Source organism: Neorhizobium petrolearium (assembly GCF_017873175.1).
Lineage (GTDB): Bacteria > Pseudomonadota > Alphaproteobacteria > Rhizobiales > Rhizobiaceae > Neorhizobium > Neorhizobium petrolearium.
Window position 1 is genome coordinate 1 of record NZ_JAGGJW010000028.1, and the last position, 15,462, is coordinate 15,462.

A 15,462-nucleotide genomic window follows, 5' to 3' on the forward strand; every position below is an offset into this window, starting at 1 on the left:
TCGAGGCCAAGACGCAATTCGCCGTCGCATTCGGCGAAAGGTTCGTCAGCAACTGACGGAAACGGGCCTCAGGCACAAAAAATCCGACAGTCCCAGGCCGCTCACATGACAACCTTACCGGCCATCGTGACTATTTAAATAGAGTATTTTTACAAATTTATCAACGCACTATATTTTTGGACGTGCGAATATAGTTCTTGACTGCATTTGTAAAAAATCAAGTACACGGCTCAGCCGCAGCAATACTTGGCCCAATCCTGCATCAACGTTCGGCGCCGCTCAAGCGCATCACTCCTTGCGTACGAACGTTCAACCGCGTCACCGACGGCATGCGCAAGGGCGGCCTCGGCGATCTCGCGAGGAGCGTGCGCAACTTCGGTTGCCCAGTCGCGGAAGCTGGAACGGAAGCCATGAACCGTGTAAGCGCCTCCGCCGGCACCAGTTAGCGCCTTCCCGAGACTGGCGTCCGACAGCGGCTTCTTATCCCGTACGCCAGGGAAAACGAAATCGTTGACCCGCTGCGCCTTCATCACCTTGAGCAATACCACTGCCTGATCGGAGAGAGGCACGCGATGTTCCTTACCGCCCTTCATCCTAACCGCAGGGATCGTCCAGACCTTTGTCTGAAGGTCGATCTCCGGCCAGACAGCTCCCCTCGCCTCGCCGCTACGGACACCAGTCAGGACGGTGAGTTCGAGCGCCCGAGCGCTTACACCATCACCCTCGGCCAACTTCTTCATGAGGGCCGGCACGTCGGCGTGGGGCATGGCAGCGTGATGATTGCGATTGGTGAGTTCATCAGGTTTGTGCAACACATGGGAGAGGACATCTTTCCAAGTGGCTGGGTTCGTTCCTGTCCGGTGCCCTTCAACGGTTGCCGCACTTAGGACGCGCTCTATCGCTTCTCTCAGCTTTTCTGCCGTCTCCTGTTTCGAGCCCCACACCGGACGAAGAACTTCCAGAACGTCTTTTACTTTGATGCTGGAGATCACCTTTGCACGGATCGGCTTTGCGTGGACTTCCAAAAGATTTCGCCAACGCGCTTCTGTCTTGGCGCCGCGCCATCGACCAGCCTTGACGGCAGCGTCGATGAAATCGTCAGCATACGCCCCGAACGTGATCGCCTTAGGCGTAGCCTCTTCAGCTTCGCGTTTCGCGGCGAGCGGGTCTATACCCTGTCTGATCAGCTTCCTAGCGATCTCAGCCTTCTCTCGGGCGTCCGCAAGCCCAACAGTATGAAGCGGCCCCAGCCCGATCTCACGTCGAAGGCCGGCGAAGGTATAGTTCAGGATCCAGTAGCGGCCGCTACCCTTACTCACCAGATAGAGCCCACCGCCATCACGCAGTTTGACCGATTTGCTGGTCGCTATAGACTTTACCGTCAGAACGTTACGAGTATGGCTCCCCATTTATCTTCCCCACAATTTCCCCGCTATTGGGGTATGCGCTATAAATAGGCGCAGAGGTCAAAATGGACAACCATGCTATTGAAATTAAATAGTTTTTTTCTAGTGCGGTTACCAATATGGAGCATTAAAGTTACTAAAAATTATCCGGCCCGGGGAGCCAGTTTCTCGCTGGAGCGCGCCTTTGGCGCGCTTCAGTCGTTTTAAGCCCCACCTGCAGAGATGACGCCCTTCTTCACGGCAGCCCATCAGTTTTGGCCGCCGTGAAGACGATTCCAGTGCGGCGCCAGAGACACCTGAACGATTATCCCGAAAGCCCGAAAAACTCTTTCTTGTGTTCAGTCGACAGCAGCCGCAACCCCGCCAGGTTTTTCATCGTGCTGACAGGCCGCCTGAGAGCGTTCCTGTTCAGGAAATACATGTCGATGAGGCTCGGAGCCTTACTATGCGACCCCTTGTGTGCAACGCGGTATACGGCACCCCGGAAAGGCAGCGAACTCAATGGCGTCCCCCGTTCGGCCAAAGCCGGTACGACGCGGACGTGGCTGCCAAGCATGTTCTTGATCCATTCGATCGATGCGTCTTCCGCCCTCGATGGCAGTCCGTACAGATCCGAACGAATGATCAGCGATGTGCCGCAATAGTGGTTGAACTGGTCACGGCATAATAGAAGACTTCCGCCGTCGTCCCAGATATAGCCCTTATCGATCGCCCAGCCATTTTCGTTCTGGTGTTGGGAAACGTACTCGACGATGCGGGCGCTGACAAAATCGTCGTCGTCAACGATCATGAAGAAGCGGCTGTCGCGGGCATCGAGCATGCCCGCCAGGACGCGACGCCCCTTGTCGGCGCGGAACGAGTCGAGAAAATCCTCCTCGGTCGCATCACCCCGCTCGTGGATATCGTTCGGGGGAAAGGTCACCCAGGTCACCGAGAATTTATCCGGCAGCACGGGAAGATCGGCACCTTCGTTGGCAACAATGATCCCTCGCCAGTCAGCGCTGGTTTGATTCGCGATGGATGCGACGGTCTGCGTGAGATTCCTCTTCAGGAGGCTCCAATCGCGCGCGTTTTTCTGATGCCTCACAGGGATGATGAACGTTAAAACACTCATGACAGCCTCCGGTCGTTGATTTCGGGCACGGTCAAGCCGCAACAGCCGCCTGTTCTCTTGCCCATCTGATGCCGTCATCGAGCGACGTTGCCTTGTAGGACAGATCCGTGCCCCCTGAAAAAGCATTCATGAAGCGGCGAATCTTTCCATAATTATTGTCGAGCACCGCATGACGGCGTCCGATGAGAAGCGAGCAGATATGCACGTGCAGCCGATCGGTCACGATCGCCTTGCCACGGGAAATCTGCCGGATGCCGCGCCGGAAGCGGTTGTTGGCAGCGGCATCCAGTTTGCGCAGCCGCACCTCGGAAGGATTGAGCTGCAGCAGCGCGGATGCCGCTCCAAGCGCTTTTGCAACACGCACCTTTGAAGGATCTTCGGTAATCCAGTCTTCCTTGGGGATGTCGGGATAGGCGGAGAAATCGACCGTTCCGACCTGTTCCTTGTCCTGGCGGAGCATCGCGAGGACGGGGAATTGCGGCGCATCGGGCTGCACGGCGCCGATGCAGAAGGCCATGTCCGGGCACAGATAGGTTTCGCAATCGAAATTTTCCTGGGCGAACTGAAACGATTCCTCGTCGCGCACCAGGAGAACGAAGTTCTTGTGCTTGCCGATCGCCCGCCTGCTTTGCTCCAGCCGTTCCGGAGACTTGTAGTGGATCGATTGCGGGAACTGGACAATCTGCCGGTCGGGAAACAGCTCCATCACGCGCTCCCGGAAGTCCTGATGGAACACCCATACGTCGCCGAAATTGCCGCCCCCGTGAATGAAGATCGGACCACTCGGGGCTGCGCTCTTGAGTTCATCAGGTGAAAAATCGTCGGTCGTGCAGACATAGGAGGGCCGCTTTGCGTACCGGTGCTGCAGATAGGCCATCTCTCCCAGCCAGATCGCAGAATCCCCGCAGTTCTTGATATCGGGGAAGTCCAGTATCGCGATGGGCTCATCAGGCTTGACGAATTGTTTCAGGCAATCGTGAGTTCTATCCTGCAGCCTGGTGATGAGTTCGGATTGCTGTGCGCCGGACATCGTACCTCTCTTTCGAAAATTGGAAGAAAACAAGCCTGCGATCAGGCGAGACTGACTTTGGACAACACCTTGGAGGCTATCCTCCTGACTTCGGTCTCCGGACCATTCGGACGGTCCATGACCAGCCAGAGAAAGATGCTGGATCCGCAATAGAGAACACCTCCAAGGCAAATGAGGGCAGCGAGTTGCAGAACCAGCGCCATTTGCGTGGTCTCAACGCCCATATAGCGATGGGCAAGCAAGACGCCCGCAGCCATGACGGCCGAACTGGCGAGCGCCCTGAAATTTGCCCATAACTGCGCCGTGACCGAAACATTGATGAAACGCTTCACGATGATCATGTTGACGAAAGCGCTAAAGAGGCCGGTGAGCACGCGACTGAATATCAGCCCCGGAAGTCCCCAGAACACCAGGCCGACCGTAATCACCGGAATCCGCACGAAAAGCATCTGCGTGTCGCGGATGAAGAGGGTCCGGGTATGTCCCAGCGCCATGCCAAGAGGCTGATTGAGAGAGCCCAACGTCTGCAGCGCGTAAACCGACGCAAGCGCCTGGATGATGAAGATCACGGGAAGCCACCTTTCGCCAAGCACCAGCCTGACGAGGGGATCTGCGATGACTGCCATGCCTATGCCGGCCGGCAATGCGACGGCCGTCAGGAGCGCCTGCGTCCGCTGATAGGCCGCCGCCAGGCGGTGAGGATCATGGCGGACATTGGCAAAGGCGGGATAGATCGTCGCGGTCAGCGGCGCGGTTGCTTCACGCGTGGGCGTCATCGCAAGCTGGCCGCCGAGCGAATAATAGCCGAGGGCGGCACCATCCAGCAGCTTGCCCAGCAGAAGGTAATCAAAGCGCCAATTGAGTGTGTTGACGATCTGCCCGGCGGTGATCCAGATGGAAAACGAAAAGAATTCGCGCATATGGGAGAAGGTTATGCGCGGGCGAAACGGCAGAATAAAGTACGACGCCAAAACGTTCGTCGCCTGCATCACCAAAGTGCCGATCACAAGCGCCCAATAGCTGTGGTAGATGACCGCGATGGCGACGGTTGCTACAAAGCCGGCGACTTTCTGGGCAACGTTCAGCACGAATTCCTGCCAGAAAATCAGCTCTCTCTGGAGCATGATCCGCCGCGGATTCGCAAGCCCGTTTATCAGGAAGCTGAGGCTCAAGGCGAGGAGAACGCCGAACAGGCGCGGTTCGTCATAGATGAGGGAAGCAGGATAGGCGAGCGCTGCGAAGAGAAGGCACAATATCAGGCCACGCGTCGCAGCCAGCGTCCATGCCGCGCTGAAATGGGATTCTCCCGGATCTTCGTGACGGATAAGCGCCTCATTCAGGGAAAGCTCTGTGATCGTCGTCACGATGACGAGCATTGTTGTTGCCAGTGCCACAACGCCAAAGTCCGAAGGCAAGAGATACCAAGCCAGGACAATGGTGCTGAGTGTTGACAGCCCGTTGACGATGACCCTCGAAAGGGTGACCCAGAGACTTCCTGTTACCAATCGGTCAGCAATGCTCATGGCCGACCTCTTCGATGCAGTAGCAAGCGTATGTGAGCATCGTCATTCCATAGCTATCCTTTTTCGCGCACGTTTTCCGCTCCCTTTGCCTCCTCCCTGTGAACCGCATCCGAAGGACACGGGCTATCTGTTGGGCACGGTGATCATTGAGCCCTGTTGTAATTTCTCCCTGACAGATTGGTGCAACCTAGTGATTTAGCGAGACGATCGCCTCGCGCCGACGGGTGATATAGAGGGGCCTAAAGCCAAGGCTAGAGGCCCCGATCACTCTTTGGGGGGAAATGATGTTGGTTTTGTGGACACGTTCGACGAATGCAGATCGCTGTCGCGGCGTTGCCATCGCGATCGATGAAATCGATCGACATCAGGAATCAGATTTTAGGCCGATCAGGCCCAAATCATCTCGATCTGGCGGCGGGAGCGCCGCCCTGGCTTCAGCTTCTATTGCTGCGGCGTTCCCGTGCCGTCGAGCGCGAGATTCAGTTCCAGCACATTGACGATGCGATCCGTTGTCAGAAAACCGCCAGGCGCGAAAGCCATCCGGTGGACCAGCGCCTCGACTTCCGGCTCGGCCAGGCCGCGCGCCTCGGCAATGCGGGCTGCCTGGTAAAGTGCGGCCCGTTCGGAAATATGCGGATCGAGTCCCGCACCGGACGCAGCAGCAAGCTCAGCCGGCAGGGGATTTTCGGGAGTTGCTCTGTAGGCTGCGACGATCTCGCGGGCACGATCTGTGAGATCGGGGCTCGTCGGCGATTTGTTGCTGCCGCCGGCGCCCGCGGCATTGTAGTCGACGGCCGACGGCCGTGGCCAAAAATACTTCGGCTGGCTGAAGGGCTGCGCGATAAGGCGGCTTCCGATGATGGTTCCGTCCGGACGGGTAATCAGCGATCCGTCCGCCGTCTCCGGGGTGATCGCCTGACCGACGGCCCAGACCGCCGTGGCGTATCCGGCGACGCAAATCGCCATCGTGGCTACGGTGATCCGGACGCTTGCTAAAAGGGCTTCCATGGTTCTGTCTCCGGATTGATCAGTTCATATAGATGAAGTGTTCGGCGATCGGGCCGAGGGTTGCCGCGGGGAAGAAGGTCAGGGCACCCACGACGAGGATGGTCGCCGCCAGCATGGTTGCGAAAGTGCCGCCCTCGACGCTGAGCGTGCCGCTCGATTCCGCACTTCTGCGCTTTGCGGAAAGCGAGCCGACGATCGCGAGCGGCAGGATGATCGGAATGAAGCGCGCGAGCAGCATCACGATGCCTGTCGCCACGTTCCAGGGCACGGTGTTGTCACCCAGTCCTTCAAAGCCGGAACCGTTGTTGGCCGACGCGGAGGAGAACTCGTACAGGATCTCGCTGAAGCCGTGCGGGCCGACATTGTTGAGCACGTCCGCTCCCCACGGCGTCGCCGCAAAGACCGCCGTGCCGCCGAGGATGAAGAGCCCATGCGCCAGAAGAGCGAGAATGGCGAATTTGACTTCGCGGGCCTCGACGCGCCAGCCCAGATATTCGGGCGTGCGGCCGATCATCATGCCGGCGATGAAGACGCCGACGACGATATAAAGGAACATGTTGATCATGCCGACACCGACGCCGCCGAAGTCCTCGTTCAACCACATGCCGATCATCGGCATCATACCCGCAAGCGGGTTCAAGCTATCGTGCATCGCATTGACCGAACCGTTGCTGGTGGAGGTCGTCAGCACGGACCAGAGCGGACCAGCCGACGCGCCGAAGCGCAATTCCTTGCCTTCCAGATTGCCTGTCGTCTGCTCGATCGGGAGGTCGGCGAACGCCTGGGTCGGAGCGGATTCGAACCAGATGCCGCCGGCAACGCGCAGCAGCACCAGCACCAGCATGACGCCGAATATCACCGTGGCATGGCGCATGCGGCCAACGATCCGGCCGAACATCCAGACGCAGGCCATCGGAATGAGGATGATCGATACCGTTTCCACGACATTGGTCCAGAAGCTCGGATTCTCGAGCGGATGCGTGCTGTTGGGGCCGAAGAAACCGCCGCCATTCGTACCGAGCTGTTTGATCGACACGAAAGCCGCCACCGGACCCCGTGCAATCGTCTGCTGCACGCCTTCGAGTGTCGTGGCGACTGCCGCACCGTTAAACGTCATCGGCATGCCGCCGACCACAAGCAGGATGGCGACAATAAAGGCGACCGGCAGGAGTACGAGAAACGATGCGCGCTGCACGTCGACGAAAAAATTGCCGAGCTTGCGTCCGGCAAGGCCGCGCGCCAGGGCGGCAAGCGCCGCGATACCGGTCGCCGCCGACACGAACTGGAGCCACATCAATCCGGCCAGTTGCGAAAGATAGCTGAGCGAGACTTCACCGGAATAGTGCTGCAGGTTGGTGTTCGAGGTGAACGAGGCTGCCGTGTTGAAGATCAGGCTGCCCTCAAGAGCCTCCTTTCCGTCCGGATTGAGCGGCAGATACTGCTGCAGGGCCAGGATTGAGAAGGTCACGACGAACATCACGACGTTGAATGCGAGGATGGACACCATGTAGCGCTTCCAGTCCTGCGGCCTTGCCGAGACCGAACCGCCGATCGACTGGAAGAGGCGCGTGAAAGCGTTGGGACGTCCCGATGCGGCACCTTGCGGGTCCATGGCCCAGGTCATGTAACGGCCAAGCGGCCAGGAGATAAGCGCGGTGCCTCCAACGATGAGGACGACGAACAGGATGGGTTGAATTAACATGGGAATTTCTCCGGCATCGTTGGAAATCAAACCCGGTCGGCGGCAGAGGTCATGGCCAGCAGAAGCCAGAAGATCGCCACGCCGAGGAGGAGATAGAGGATAGTCATGTCGAATGTTCCTTCGATCAGGCGAGATGGAGGGCGGCCACGATCAGGTCGATCGCCTTGATCCCGATAAAGGGTACGACGAGCCCGCCAAGCCCGTAGATGAGCAGATTGCGCCTCAAGAGCGGCCCTGCGCCGATCGCCTTGTATTTCACGCCTTTAAGGGCCAGCGGTATGAGCACGATGATGATCAGCGCATTGAAGATGATGGCGGAGAGAATGGCGCTCTCCGGCGTCGCAAGCCCCATGATGTTAAGCTTGCTCAGCTGCGGATAGAGCCCGACGAACATCGCGGGAATGATCGCGAAATATTTGGCTACGTCGTTGGCGATCGAGAAGGTGGTCAAGGCGCCTCGCGTCATCAGCAGCTGCTTGCCGATCTCGACGATCTCGATGAGCTTCGTCGGGTCGGAATCGAGGTCGACCATGTTGCCGGCCTCGCGCGCGGCGACCGTGCCCGTATTCATCGCTACGCCCACATCCGACTGGGCGAGTGCCGGTGCGTCGTTGGTGCCGTCGCCGCACATAGCGACGAGCTTGCCCTTGGCCTGCTCCTCGCGGATCAGCCTCAGCTTGTCCTCAGGCGTTGCCTGGGCAAGAAAGTCATCGACACCCGCCTCGGCGGCAATCGCGGCGGCCGTCATGGGGTTGTCGCCGGTGATCATCACGGTGCGAATGCCCATGCGGCGCAATTCGGCAAAGCGCTCGCGGATGCCGCCTTTGACAATGTCCTTGAGGTGGATGACGCCGAGCAGGCGACCATCGCGCACGACCGCGAGCGGCGTGCCGCCGGCCTTCGCGATATCATCCGCGATCGCCTGGATTTCACGTGTGGCTTCGCTGCCGGCGCCCTTGGCGCTGATCTGGTCGAGATATCTCAGCACCGCGTCGACGGCACCCTTGCGGATGGACGAACCCTCCGAATCGATCCCGCTCATGCGGCTCTGCGCCGTGAACGGGACGAAGGTGGCGTGCAGGCTTTGCATGTCACGGGCGCGGATGCCGTATTTTTCCTTGGCGAGAACAACGATGGATCGGCCTTCCGGCGTCTCGTCCGCCAGCGAGGCGAGTTGCGCCGCATCCGCGAGCTCCTGCTCGGTCACGCCTTTCACCGGACGGAATTCCGTGGCCTGCCGGTTGCCGAGGGTGATCGTGCCGGTCTTGTCGAGCAGCAGCGTATCGACATCGCCGGCCGCCTCGACGGCGCGGCCGGACATGGCGAGCACGTTGAAGCGCACCAGCCGGTCCATGCCGGCGATGCCGATGGCAGACAGAAGAGCGCCGATCGTGGTCGGGATCAGTGTCACGAACAGCGCGACAAGGACGATCACCGGGATGAAACCGCCGGCATAGGCGGCAAAGCTCGGGATCGACGCGGTTGCAAGCACGAAGATCAACGTCAGGCCGGCGAGCAGGATATTGAGGGCGATCTCGTTCGGCGTCTTCTGCCGCTCCGCGCCCTCGACCAGCGAGATCATCCGATCCAGAAAGGTCGAGCCGGCAGCGGCGGTAATGCGCACCCTGATCCAGTCGGACAGGACCTGCGTGCCGCCGGTCACGGCGGAGCGGTCACCGCCCGATTCCCGGATGACGGGTGCGGATTCGCCGGTAATGGCCGCCTCGTTGACCGAGGCGATGCCTTCGATCACCTCGCCGTCGGAGGGAATGATGTCGCCGGCCTCGACAAGCACCACGTCGCCGATCTTGAGGCTCGTTCCCGGCACCAGCTTGAAATTCTCACGGCTGCCGTTCGCAAGCAGCTTGGCCTGCGTTTCGGTGCGCGAGCGCCGAAGCGAATCGGCCTGTGCCTTGCCGCGGCCTTCCGCAACGGCCTCCGCGAAATTCGCGAACAGGATCGTGAACCAGAGCCAGAGGATGATCTGGAAGGAAAAACCGAGATTGCCTGCTCCCGTCGCCGCATCCTTGACGAACAGGACTGTCGTCAACACCGAAACCGCGGCGACGACGAACATGACCGGGTTCTTGGCCAGAGAACGGGGATTGAGTTTCTTGAAGGCGTTCCCGATCGCGGGAACGAGGATGCGGGCATCCATGATGCTCGCTGATCTGTCCTGGCTCATAAGAGGCTCCAGCTTGATATTCTGATTGCGCATTCCGCACCGCTCAAGCGGATGCGAAGAAATGGGAAAGAAGCGAGACAAACAGCACGGCGGCCAGCAGCAGAAACGTCATGCCGAGTATGACGTCCGAAGCGCGAAGATGCGTCCCGACCTTCGGAGTGCCGAAGCAGGGACCGACACGTCTGCGCAGGATGCGGAGCCAGCCGTTCATATCCCGCACGCGCCCGATGCCGGCGGCATTGCCTGCCGCCCGCCGATCAAAAGCGTTCCGGTCGAAGCAGGGCATAGATCAGATAAGCGCTGACGAAGATAAGGACTGCGGCGCTGAGGCCATAATCGAACACCATTTGGGTCTTCCTCGCATTCTCGTGTTGTCGAGATTCGCCAGGCCCGGACGCGAAGACGGGGCGTCCAGCCGCGAAACTGGAAGAAATATGGCTCCGAGTTGCATAAAGGTTCGAGAGGAACCCGCGAGGAGAGAAATAGGAATCCTATAGGAGTTTCACGGATACCGCGGCGACATGCGGCGCCGCGCATCTCCTCTCGGGGATGCCGAGGGCTCCGCTCAGAACGTCAGCCCGTCAGCCCAGACACGTACCGCTTCCGCCATGGTCGCCAGGTGTTCGGCGGCGGAGAAGCCGGAAATCTTCTTGCGCGGCTTTAAATCATGATCACCGTCTTCCAGCCAGAGGATCTCGATCCTGTCGGAGAGCTCGTAACCGGAGACCTCTTCCCGCGTGCCGAATTCGTCACGGGTTCCCTGGCAGATCAGCGCCGGGGTATTCAGCGCTTTAAGATGCTGCGTACGAAGCTGTTCCGGTTTGGCCGGTGGGTGAAACGGGTAACCGAGGCAGAGAAGACCGGCGATCTTCCCTTCCGCATAAAGCTCGTCGGCGATCATGCTCGCCACTCGTCCGCCCATGGATTTGCCGCCGATGATCAGCGTCCCCCTGGTGCCGAGCTCGGCGACGGCAGCTTTGTATTCCGGATTGAGGGTCTCTGCCCTGGGCGGCGGCTTGCGTTCACCCGATATACGGCGTGACGCCATATAGCCGAATTCGAAGCGCGCCACGCGAAACCCCTTCTCCGACAGCGCTTTTGCGGCAGCCGTCATCGACACCGAATCCATCGGCGCGCCGGCGCCGTGCGCGAGAAGGATGGTGAAGCGCGCATCCCCCGGCCCCTCAATCAGAAATCGGTTCGACATCCTGCTCCCTCAATTTGCCGGCGACGAACGGCCGGCCACGGCTGCGGTCGGCGCGCAAAGGCAAGTCCAGCGCAGCCTTCACCGATTCCATCGCCAAAGCAAATAATTAGCCAGCTTACGAAACCGAACTTTTCTTCCACAGAAAATCCTTTCTCGCGGTTTCCAGTCTCGCCGTCCACGATTTATGACACATTTATGACAGCCAGAAATACGCAAGGAACCTTGGATGCTCGGCCTTTTCAGAAAACTGCTTCCCCGTGAGGATGCCTTCTTCGATCTTTTCGAGCAGCATTCACGCACCGTGGTCGGCGCGGCGGAATCCCTGAACGCCCTGCTCACCGGCACCGATATCGAAGGCAACTGCGCACGCATCGTAGCGCTGGAAGAGGAAGCCGACGACATCACCCGCGAGGTGCTCCAGGCCGTGCGCCGCAGTTTCATCACGCCCTTCGATCGTGGCGACATCAAGGACCTGATCCAGTCGATGGACGATGCGATCGACATGATGCACAAGACGGTCAAGACGATCCGGCTGTTCGAGCAGACGAGTTTCGATCCGGTGATGCAGCAGATGGGCGGCGAAATCGTCAAGGCCGCACATCTGATCGCCGAAGGAGTGCCGCTGCTCAAGAGGATCGGTGCCAATGCGCCGCGACTCGGTGCGATCGCCGAGGAAATTACCCGTGTCGAAGGCCGGTCGGACGACCTGCATGATCAGGGCCTCAGGGATCTCTTCCGTCGTCATGGCGCCGGCAATGCCATGGGCTTCATCATCGGCAGCGAAATCTACGGTGAACTCGAAAAGGTGCTCGATCGGTTCGAAGATGTCGCCAACGAGATCAGCGGCATCGTGATCGAGAATATCTGATGGATTCCGCCCTCGCCTTTCCTCTTCTTGCAGGCCTCGTCGGTGTCGCGCTTTTCTTCGACTTCCTCAACGGGCTGCATGACGCGGCCAACTCCATCGCAACCATCGTCTCCACCCGCGTGCTGAGGCCGCAATATGCGGTCTTCTGGGCGGCCTTCTTCAATTTCATCGCCTTCCTGTTCTTCGGCCTGCATGTGGCGGAAACGCTCGGCACCGGCATCATCGACCCTCAGATCGTTTCGGCGCAGGTGATATTCGCCGCGCTGATGGGCGCGATCATCTGGAACATCGTCACCTGGGCCTTCGGCATCCCGTCCAGCTCATCACATGCACTGATCGGCGGGCTCGTCGGCGCCGGCCTCGCCAAGGTGGGCCTCAGTTCGATCGTCTGGAGCGGGCTCACCAAGACCATTGGCGCGATCTTCATGTCGCCCGCGATCGGCTTTTTCCTGGCGCTCGTCCTGGTGCTGATCGTCTCCTGGCTCTTCGTGCGCCAAACGCCGTTTGCAGTCGACAGCACCTTCCGTATGCTGCAATTCGTTTCCGCCTCGCTCTATTCGCTCGGCCACGGCGGCAACGACGCACAGAAGACCATGGGCATCATCGCGGTGCTCCTCTATTCGCAGGGATATCTAGGCGGCGAGTTCCATGTGCCCTTCTGGGTGGTCATCAGCTGCCAGGCTGCCATGGCGCTCGGCACGCTGTTCGGCGGATGGCGTATCGTCCACACCTTGGGATCGAAGATCACCAGGCTCAATCCGATGCAGGGCTTCTGCGCCGAAACCGGCGGCGCGTTGACGCTTTTCGGCGCGACCTGGCTCGGCATTCCGGTTTCGACCACCCACACGATCACCGGCGCAATCATCGGGGTCGGCTCCGCCAGACGCCTTTCGGCCGTTCGCTGGGGCATCGCCGGCAATATCGTCTTCGCCTGGTTTGTCACGCTGCCGGCAGCGGCGCTCGTCTCCGCACTGTTCTACTGGATTGCCGGTCTTTTCCAATGAGACAGCTGCGGGGTGCCATCAGCCAGATTCTTTTCATCGGAAGGGAACCATTTGCCGTCTTCACCGTTTGATACGGTTGGTATCCTGGGAGGAGGAAAAGATGCAAACCAGCTGGCAGAAACCTGTTCGCGTCGCATTCGGCCATCTCGGCACGGAGGACGTCCATAGCCCGTTCGAGGCATTGGCCCTCCTGACCGATCGCTGGCCGGACATGCGTGGACCGCAGTTCGTCAAGGCACGCAGCGTTTGCCGCGCGGCCCTCGACGGGCGCAGGTCGCCGGAGGAGGCGCGCCAGCAGTTCGAGCAGGCTGTAAGCGAAGCTCAGCTGCATCTGAACTGAAGATGCGAACGGTTAAACCTGGGCCGGCTCATCGCCGGCCTTTTCTTATCCGTTCAGATGCCGAGGATGTCACCCACGAGCCTCCATGGAGAACCGGAGAGCACGATCGGGGCGAACAGGACAGTAAAGCAAATGCACGGCCCCTGCTCTCCCGCAACCGGCCGGTGGTCGAGCGTTTCATCCGCGATCGAAATGTCCCCCCGCCCGAAATTGCCGCGATGATCGTGAAATTCACCCTCCAGAACCAAAGTCAATTCCAGACCCCGATGACCATGACGGGGAACTGCCCGGCGGGGCCGGACCCACAACAGGCTCGCCTCGACCTCCCTGGACCTCTCTATGACATGCCGGCGAAATCCGGGCAGTCTGGTTTTCCATGGAATACCGGAGAGGTCGACCCCGGCATAGGCCAGCAGCGATGCGGGAAGTGATGCCCCGTGGGAGGCCTTTGGTTCAAGCTCGGGCGGCAGCGGAGCGGAGGCGAAAATCTCCCGCAGCCGACGGTCGCGCGACGCCACCGCAAGCGGCTCGCTCTCGCGCAGGGTCGTGCCGGCCAGTTCCTCCAGAGTCTGGGCGAACCGTGCGGCCGGGGCCTGCATTTCCAGATATGATCCCACCAAGACATGCACCGGCTCCGGAAAGGAACCGGCAACGTAATGCGCGATCAGAAGATCCAACCTTTCAAGGTTCTGCAGCATGTCCGTTGGCCAGTTTCGCGCACGGTATTTAAACACCGCACGATAAAATCACGAATGGCACGGATCAATATTCGCTTCAACAGCATTCGGGACAGGCGTAACAGGAAGTTGATATTACTATTTCCAAGATAATAACGAGCGAGATCTCGGCGCCTGCTCCTCATTACAAAAGCTAAACCTAAAATACATTTCCCTTTCCCACATCGTTTCGGCGACCTGTCGGTGGGAAGATGGATTTTGTCGAAGCAGGCTCCTTCCGGGAACAGAATTTCTTGCCCTGCGGTGCTTGTGCGCCGAAAAGACCGGGCTTAAATCTCCAAGGAACGACAAGGTATCGCGATGACCTATCATCCCTCCGTCCTCAGCGTGATCGGCAACACGCCCCTTATCCGGCTCAAAGGCGCTTCGGAGGCGACCGGCTGCGAAATCCTCGGCAAGGCGGAGTTCCTCAATCCCGGCCAGTCGGTCAAGGATCGGGCCGCGCTCTACATCATCCGCGACGCCGAGAAGAAGGGCATGCTCAGGCCCGGCGGCGTGATCGTCGAGGGCACGGCCGGCAATACCGGCATCGGGCTGACGCTGGTTGCCAAGGCGCTCGGCTACCGCACGGTCATCGTTATTCCCGAGACCCAGAGCCAGGAGAAGAAGGACGCCCTGAAACTGCTCGGCGCCGAACTGGTGGAGGTTCCTGCCGTTCCCTACAGGAACCCGAACAATTACGTCAAAGTCTCCGGCCGGCTTGCCGAACAGCTTGCCAGGACCGAGCCCGCCGGCGCGATCTGGGCGAACCAGTTCGACAACGTCGCCAACCGCGATGCCCATGCCGAGACGACCGCCCCGGAAATATGGAACCAGACCGAAGGCAAGGTCGACGGCTTCATCTGCGCAGTCGGGTCCGGCGGGACGCTTGCGGGCGTCGCGATGGGACTGAGGGCGAAGAACCCGAACATCAAGATCGGCCTCGCCGATCCGGACGGTGCCGCCCTCTATGAATATTACACCCATGGCGAACTGAAATCGGAAGGCTCCTCGATCACCGAAGGCATCGGCCAGGGCCGCATCACCGCCAATCTCGAAGGCTTCACGCCGGACTTTGCCTACCGCATTCCAGATTCCGATGCGCTGCCGATCATCTTCGACCTCGTCGAGAAGGAGGGCCTCTGCCTCGGCGGCTCGACCGGCATCAACGTTGCCGGGGCGATCCGGCTCGCGAAGGATCTCGGCCCCGGCCATACGATCGTTACGATCCTCTGCGACTATGGCAACCGCTACCAGTCCAAGCTCTTCAATCCCGACTTCCTGAAGTCCAAGGGCCTGCCGATTCCCGCCTGGCTGACCGGCAAGCGTCACATTCCCGTTCCCTTCGAAACACCCTGA

The 15,462-nt window shown here is 59.8% G+C and carries 15 protein-coding genes; 4 read left to right on the forward strand and 11 right to left on the reverse strand.

Going from position 1 to position 15,462, the window contains the following annotated elements; genetic code table 11:
- Positions 1-230: 230 nt before the first annotated feature.
- From J2046_RS31900 to J2046_RS31945, 10 genes are all read right to left on the reverse strand, one after another.
- Entirely contained in the window at positions 231-1,409 is a 1,179-nt protein-coding gene (locus J2046_RS31900) for a tyrosine-type recombinase/integrase (RefSeq protein ID WP_210058677.1), read from the reverse strand.
- 301 nt (positions 1,410-1,710) lie between these two features.
- Positions 1,711-2,520, reverse strand: a complete 810-nt coding sequence (locus J2046_RS31905) for a galactosyl transferase (protein WP_210058678.1) — start codon at positions 2,518-2,520, stop codon at positions 1,711-1,713.
- Between the two features lie 31 nt (positions 2,521-2,551).
- Positions 2,552-3,550: a polysaccharide pyruvyl transferase family protein gene (locus J2046_RS31910; RefSeq protein ID WP_210058679.1), complete on the reverse strand. Its 999-nt coding sequence runs from the start codon at positions 3,548-3,550 to the stop codon at positions 2,552-2,554.
- Positions 3,551-3,591: 41 nt separating this feature from the next.
- On the reverse strand, positions 3,592-5,073 hold the full coding sequence (locus J2046_RS31915) for a lipopolysaccharide biosynthesis protein (protein ID WP_210058680.1): 1,482 nt from the start codon (positions 5,071-5,073) through the stop codon (positions 3,592-3,594).
- A 441-nt stretch (positions 5,074-5,514) separates the two neighbouring features.
- The gene (locus tag J2046_RS31920) at positions 5,515-6,081 is read right to left on the reverse strand and encodes a potassium-transporting ATPase subunit C (RefSeq protein ID WP_210058681.1); all 567 of its coding nucleotides are present in this window, start codon (positions 6,079-6,081) and stop codon (positions 5,515-5,517) included.
- A gap of 19 nt (positions 6,082-6,100) precedes the next feature.
- Positions 6,101-7,783, reverse strand: a complete 1,683-nt coding sequence (gene kdpA / locus J2046_RS31925) for a potassium-transporting ATPase subunit KdpA (protein ID WP_210058682.1) — start codon at positions 7,781-7,783, stop codon at positions 6,101-6,103.
- Between the two features lie 124 nt (positions 7,784-7,907).
- The gene (gene kdpB, locus J2046_RS31930; RefSeq protein WP_210058683.1) at positions 7,908-9,968 is read right to left on the reverse strand and encodes a potassium-transporting ATPase subunit KdpB; all 2,061 of its coding nucleotides are present in this window, start codon (positions 9,966-9,968) and stop codon (positions 7,908-7,910) included.
- 43 nt (positions 9,969-10,011) lie between these two features.
- Positions 10,012-10,179 carry a hypothetical protein gene (locus J2046_RS31935; RefSeq protein WP_210058685.1) on the reverse strand — a complete coding sequence of 56 codons (168 nt, stop codon included), beginning with the start codon at positions 10,177-10,179 and terminating at the stop codon, positions 10,012-10,014.
- A 46-nt stretch (positions 10,180-10,225) separates the two neighbouring features.
- Positions 10,226-10,315: a K(+)-transporting ATPase subunit F gene (kdpF, locus tag J2046_RS31940; RefSeq protein ID WP_081952684.1), complete on the reverse strand. Its 90-nt coding sequence runs from the start codon at positions 10,313-10,315 to the stop codon at positions 10,226-10,228.
- A gap of 218 nt (positions 10,316-10,533) precedes the next feature.
- Entirely contained in the window at positions 10,534-11,175 is a 642-nt protein-coding gene (locus J2046_RS31945) for an alpha/beta hydrolase family protein (protein WP_210058687.1), read from the reverse strand.
- A 226-nt stretch (positions 11,176-11,401) separates the two neighbouring features.
- Between J2046_RS31945 and J2046_RS31950 the strand changes: the two genes are divergently transcribed.
- The 3 genes from J2046_RS31950 (at position 11,402) to J2046_RS31960 (ending at position 13,387) form a co-directional block, all read left to right on the forward strand.
- Positions 11,402-12,043: a DUF47 domain-containing protein gene (locus tag J2046_RS31950; RefSeq protein WP_210058689.1), complete on the forward strand. Its 642-nt coding sequence runs from the start codon at positions 11,402-11,404 to the stop codon at positions 12,041-12,043.
- A complete protein-coding gene (locus J2046_RS31955) occupies positions 12,043-13,047 on the forward strand; it encodes an inorganic phosphate transporter (RefSeq protein WP_210058691.1) in 1,005 nt (334 codons plus the stop codon). The genes J2046_RS31950 and J2046_RS31955 overlap by 1 nt, the downstream gene beginning before the upstream one ends.
- A 100-nt stretch (positions 13,048-13,147) precedes the next feature.
- Complete coding sequence (locus tag J2046_RS31960) at positions 13,148-13,387, forward strand: DUF982 domain-containing protein (protein WP_037146272.1); 240 nt, start codon at positions 13,148-13,150, stop codon at positions 13,385-13,387.
- Between the two features lie 53 nt (positions 13,388-13,440).
- On the opposite strand, the gene J2046_RS31965 is transcribed toward J2046_RS31960, so the two are convergent.
- Entirely contained in the window at positions 13,441-14,085 is a 645-nt protein-coding gene (locus J2046_RS31965) for a cupin domain-containing protein (RefSeq protein WP_210058693.1), read from the reverse strand.
- 339 nt (positions 14,086-14,424) lie between these two features.
- On the opposite strand from J2046_RS31965, the gene J2046_RS31970 reads away from it, so the two are divergent.
- On the forward strand, positions 14,425-15,462 hold the full coding sequence (locus tag J2046_RS31970; RefSeq protein ID WP_210058695.1) for a cysteine synthase A: 1,038 nt from the start codon (positions 14,425-14,427) through the stop codon (positions 15,460-15,462).

What these genes read in the sequence shown, in the direction of transcription:
- J2046_RS31900 (WP_210058677.1), bottom strand. Translation starts at nt 1,409, where the DNA reads ATGGGGAGCCATACTCGTAACGTTCTGACGGTAAAGTCTATAGCGACC.
- J2046_RS31905 (WP_210058678.1), bottom strand. Translation starts at nt 2,520, where the DNA reads ATGAGTGTTTTAACGTTCATCATCCCTGTGAGGCATCAGAAAAACGCG.
- J2046_RS31910 (WP_210058679.1), bottom strand. Translation starts at nt 3,550, where the DNA reads ATGTCCGGCGCACAGCAATCCGAACTCATCACCAGGCTGCAGGATAGA.
- J2046_RS31915 (WP_210058680.1), bottom strand. Translation starts at nt 5,073, where the DNA reads ATGAGCATTGCTGACCGATTGGTAACAGGAAGTCTCTGGGTCACCCTT.
- J2046_RS31920 (WP_210058681.1), bottom strand. Translation starts at nt 6,081, where the DNA reads ATGGAAGCCCTTTTAGCAAGCGTCCGGATCACCGTAGCCACGATGGCG.
- kdpA (WP_210058682.1), bottom strand. Translation starts at nt 7,783, where the DNA reads ATGTTAATTCAACCCATCCTGTTCGTCGTCCTCATCGTTGGAGGCACC.
- kdpB (WP_210058683.1), bottom strand. Translation starts at nt 9,968, where the DNA reads ATGAGCCAGGACAGATCAGCGAGCATCATGGATGCCCGCATCCTCGTT.
- J2046_RS31935 (WP_210058685.1), bottom strand. Translation starts at nt 10,179, where the DNA reads ATGAACGGCTGGCTCCGCATCCTGCGCAGACGTGTCGGTCCCTGCTTC.
- kdpF (WP_081952684.1), bottom strand. Translation starts at nt 10,315, where the DNA reads ATGGTGTTCGATTATGGCCTCAGCGCCGCAGTCCTTATCTTCGTCAGC.
- J2046_RS31945 (WP_210058687.1), bottom strand. Translation starts at nt 11,175, where the DNA reads ATGTCGAACCGATTTCTGATTGAGGGGCCGGGGGATGCGCGCTTCACC.
- J2046_RS31950 (WP_210058689.1), top strand. Translation starts at nt 11,402, where the DNA reads ATGCTCGGCCTTTTCAGAAAACTGCTTCCCCGTGAGGATGCCTTCTTC.
- J2046_RS31955 (WP_210058691.1), top strand. Translation starts at nt 12,043, where the DNA reads ATGGATTCCGCCCTCGCCTTTCCTCTTCTTGCAGGCCTCGTCGGTGTC.
- J2046_RS31960 (WP_037146272.1), top strand. Translation starts at nt 13,148, where the DNA reads ATGCAAACCAGCTGGCAGAAACCTGTTCGCGTCGCATTCGGCCATCTC.
- J2046_RS31965 (WP_210058693.1), bottom strand. Translation starts at nt 14,085, where the DNA reads ATGCTGCAGAACCTTGAAAGGTTGGATCTTCTGATCGCGCATTACGTT.
- J2046_RS31970 (WP_210058695.1), top strand. Translation starts at nt 14,425, where the DNA reads ATGACCTATCATCCCTCCGTCCTCAGCGTGATCGGCAACACGCCCCTT.